Genomic DNA, 3,837 nt, shown 5'->3' on the forward strand with positions numbered 1-3,837 from the left:
CCCGCCGCCCCCATGCTCAATTGCGCCGAAGGCGCGAAACGGCGCCGCAGACACCAAACGACAAACGACAAACGACACTCACTCCAGGACATGCCGCAGATAGCTCCGCGGATCGGCGAGATAGCGGCGCCAGTGGTCGACCAGGGCCAGCTCGCTCCAGGCCACCCGCCGCATCCCGTGCTCGCCGACCTCCACGATGTCCGCACCGGGCAGCGCGGTCAGCAGGGGCGAATGCGTAGCGCAGATGACCTGCCCGCCGTTCTTCACCAACTCATCCAAATGGCCGATGAGTTCAAGGCAGGAGGCGAAGGAGAGCGCCGCCTCCGGCTCGTCCATGACGTACAGCCCGGGCTGGAGGAACTTGTCCCGGAACGCCGCGAGAAACCCCTCGCCGTGGCTGACCGAATGCGGGGCGAAACCCTCCCGGTGCAGCGCGTCCAGCGCGGTCTCGGCGCGCAGGAAGAATCCCTTGCGCGCCGCCCAACTACCCAGCATCCGCCGCCCGCGCGGCGCCGCGTCGAAGCGGATCCGCTCACCCAGCGCCGACTTGGGCCGGTGGCTGGCGTAACGCCAATCGTGCGAACCGCCGTACGAATCCAGCCCGAACCCCTCCGCGAGGCCCTCGACCAGCGTCGACTTGCCCGACCCGTTCTCCCCGACGAGAAACGTCACCGGCGCGGCGAAGCGCAACCCGTCCGCCAGCAACCCCCGCACACACGGCACGGACCAGGGCCACCCCTCCTCCTCCCGCGACCCCGAGTCAATGTGTGCGTACGCACGTTCGATAATCATCGCTCGAGTCTCTCATAGGGCCGTGGGGCCGAGGCTGAGCTCAGGCGCGTTTCCAGTGGCTCGCCCTATGGTGATGGGGGTGGGGGCCCGAGCGGAGTGGGCCGCTCGGCTGGACGGCGGGGAGAGCGTTGATGTCGAGGATTATCCGGGGCCGAAACGATTGCGGGAACGGTGACAAGCTGCCCGGCCAGCCTTACCCAGGCCCGCATCCGCCGCCGACTCCCGATGGTGGGCCCGGGGTTCCGAACCCGCCCAAGGCCGCATGACGTTCGTGGGCATCGCCCGGCCCGGACGGGCCGCGTTGGGGCGGGTGCTTCTTGAGGCGGGGGTGATGACGGAGGACTGGGCGCCGACGTTCGCCGCCGTCGACCGGGCCGCGTTTCTGCCGGAGTTGATGTGGCCGTTCGACACGCGGACACAGGGGTCCGTCGCCGTCGACAAGGCCGAAGAGCCGGACGCCTGGTTCGCCGCCGCCGACAGCGATGCGCCCATCGTGACGCAGTGGGACGACGGCGAGCACACCGGCCCCGAGTCGGGGCGGGTGTCGACCAGCTCGTCCTCCATGCCCTCCGTCGTCTACGCCTTGCTGCGGGACCTGGCCGTGGACGAGGGCATGGCCGTGCTCGACGTGGGCACCGGCACGGGGGAGACGGCCGGGGCGCTGACGCATCGCTGTGGCGGCCGTAAGGTCACCACGGTCGAGGTGGACCCCGAGGTGTCGCGTCATGCGCGCCGGCGGCTGGCCGCGACCGGGTTGCGGCCGGATGTCGTGCTCGGTGACGGTGCGAAGGGCTGTGCGGGCAACGCACCGTATGACCGGGTCCTGGCCACCGTCGGCGTCCGGGAGATCCCGGGGGCGTGGATCGAGCAGACGCGGCCCGGGGGCCTGATCGTCGCCCCCTGGGGCACGCATTACACCCATGCGGACGCCGTGGCCCGGCTGGTGGTGCGCCGGGACGGGACGGCGTCGGGGCGTTTCACCGGGCCCGTCGAGTTCATGAAGCTGCGCGGCCAGCGGCTGTCGCTGCCGCCGCACGGCGCCTACGTCCCGGACGAGGGCGGGGACAGCGGCGGCGCCGATACGTCCGGCACCGGCATCCCCGAGGGGGAGTTCCTCGCCCCGCCGTATTCCGCCCTCCCCTTCGCGCTGGGGCTCCGGGTACGCCATTGCGTTCAGGTCGTGGCCGCCCCGCACGATGGCGCGCGACCCGTGTGGCTCTACGGGCTGGCCGACCGTTCCTGGGCGTGCGTCGTGTTCCGCGAGGGGGAGGCGGAGGCGCGCGTCTGGCAGGCGGGGGAGCGTCGGCTGTGGGACGAGGTCGAGGCCGCGTACGGGTGGTGGGTCGGCCATGGCAGGCCGGACCACACCCGCTTCGGCCTTACGGTCGGGCCGGGTCCCGTCGGTCATCGGGCGTGGCTGGACGATCCGGCCGACTCCTGGTCCCCGTAGCCCGGCCGGTTCCCGGTCTCCGTAGCCCAACCGGTTCCCGGTCCCCGTAGGGACACGCGCGACGCGTCGCGCTCCTGGGAACTGATGGGCTGCCGTAAGCGGAATCGATCCGTCCTGGTAACCCGCTGTCCGCCGGGTCGCGGGGGCGCTGTGCCACGCTTGAGGCCGGTTCGCGCGCATGGTGCGGGCCGGTGATGCGAAGTGAGGGCGCGGCGTGCAGAAGCCCCGATGGAAGACCGTGGGGGGAACCCTGCTGCGGGTGGCGGCGGTGTGGGCGGTGTCCACGCTCACGATGCTGGCGCTCGCCGGAATCCTCCCCGACTTTCGCTTGAAGTCAGGTGACGGTGACAGCGCCACGCAGATCGCCGTCACGGCCGCCAGCGGCGCGGGGGCCTTCGGGGTGCTCAGCGCGCTGGTGTGGCCGCTGCTCGTACGGGCGTTGCTGTTGATGCCCGCGTTGGTGCTGGGGCTCCTGGTGTTCGTGCTCAACGGCTCGATGCTGCTGATCGCCCTCAGCGTGAACCCGGACGGGCGCGGCGCCGCCGAGCCGGAGACCGCCGTCGTGGTGGCGGCCGTGATGTCCGCCGCGTCGTCGGCCACGAGCACCTTCCTGACCGTGCGGGACGACGGCGCCTACCGGCGGCGGCTGGCGCGGCTGGCCGTGCGGCGCAGGCGGCGGCTCGGCGAGGACGGGGGGAGCGACGAGCCCCCGGGGACGGTGTTCCTGCAGCTCGACGGGGTGGGGCACGCGGTGCTCCGGGAGGCGCTGCGGGAGCGCGAGAACCGGCCCCCGGTGATGCCCACCGTCGCGGGCTGGCTCCAGAGCACCCACAAGGTCACACCCTGGCGCACCGACTGGTCCAGTCAGACCGGCGCCAGCCAACTCGGCATCCTGCACGGCTCCAACGAGGACGTGCCCGCCTTCCGCTGGTACGAGAAGAAGACCGGGGAGGTGATGGTGAGCAACCGGCCGACCAGCGCGGCGGTGCTCCAGCGCCGCGCCGCCGCCCGGGCGAGACACGACGGACTCCTCACGGTGGACGGGGCCAGCCGGGGCAACCTCTTCACCGGCGGCGCCGATCAGCTCGCGCTGGTCCTCTCGGTCGCGGCGCGGCGCGGTAAGCACAACCGCTCCCGCTCCGGCTACTTCGCGTACTTCGCCGACCCCGCCAACGCCACCCGCACCGCCGTGTCGTTCCTCGCCGAGGTGGTCCGGGAGATCTGCCAGTCCACCCGCGCCAAGCTGCGCCGCGAGACGCCCCGGGTGAAGCGGGGCGGGCTGTATCCGTTCATCCGGGCGTTCGCCACCGTCGTGGAGCGGGACGTCGTCGTGACGGCGGTGATGGGGGACATCCTCTCCGGCCGTACCGCGATCTACGCCGATCTCGTGGCGTACGACGAGGTGGCCCACCACTCGGGGCCGCGCAGCCGGGACGCCCGGCAGGTGCTCGCCCGGCTCGACCGCTCCATCGCGCTGATCGCCAAGGTCGCCGAGCACGCCCCGCGCGACTACCGCATCGTGCTGCTCTCCGACCACGGGCAGAGCCCCGGCGAGACCTTCGCGGGAGCGTACGGGCTGAGGCTGGAGGACCTGG

Annotated in this window: 3 protein-coding genes; 2 read left to right on the top strand and 1 reads right to left on the bottom strand. The window is 72.2% G+C overall.

All coding sequences use genetic code 11. The annotated features are described in order from the left end of the window. Window positions 1-78: 78 nt before the first annotated feature. Window positions 79-792: an AAA family ATPase gene (locus GWI24_RS41780; RefSeq protein WP_210951237.1), complete on the bottom strand. Its 714-nt coding sequence runs from the start codon at window positions 790-792 to the stop codon at window positions 79-81. Window positions 793-1,054: 262 nt separating this feature from the next. On the opposite strand from GWI24_RS41780, the gene GWI24_RS41785 reads away from it, so the two are divergent. Then, a complete protein-coding gene (locus GWI24_RS41785; protein WP_210951238.1) occupies window positions 1,055-2,242 on the top strand; it encodes a methyltransferase domain-containing protein in 1,188 nt (395 codons plus the stop codon). A 292-nt stretch (window positions 2,243-2,534) separates the two neighbouring features. After that, the coding region (locus GWI24_RS41790; protein WP_247617622.1) for a phage holin family protein at window positions 2,535-3,837 on the top strand (1,303 nt) is incomplete at its 3' end.

Origin of the sequence: Streptomyces sp. MK37H (assembly GCF_018035285.1) — a bacterium.
Classification (GTDB): Bacteria; Actinomycetota; Actinomycetes; order Streptomycetales; family Streptomycetaceae; genus Streptomyces; species Streptomyces endocoffeicus.

Excerpts from the sequence above, each read along its gene's own strand:
- GWI24_RS41780 (WP_210951237.1), bottom strand. The coding sequence starts at position 792 with ATGATTATCGAACGTGCGTACGCACACATTGACTCGGGGTCGCGGGAG.
- GWI24_RS41785 (WP_210951238.1), top strand. The coding sequence starts at position 1,055 with ATGACGTTCGTGGGCATCGCCCGGCCCGGACGGGCCGCGTTGGGGCGG.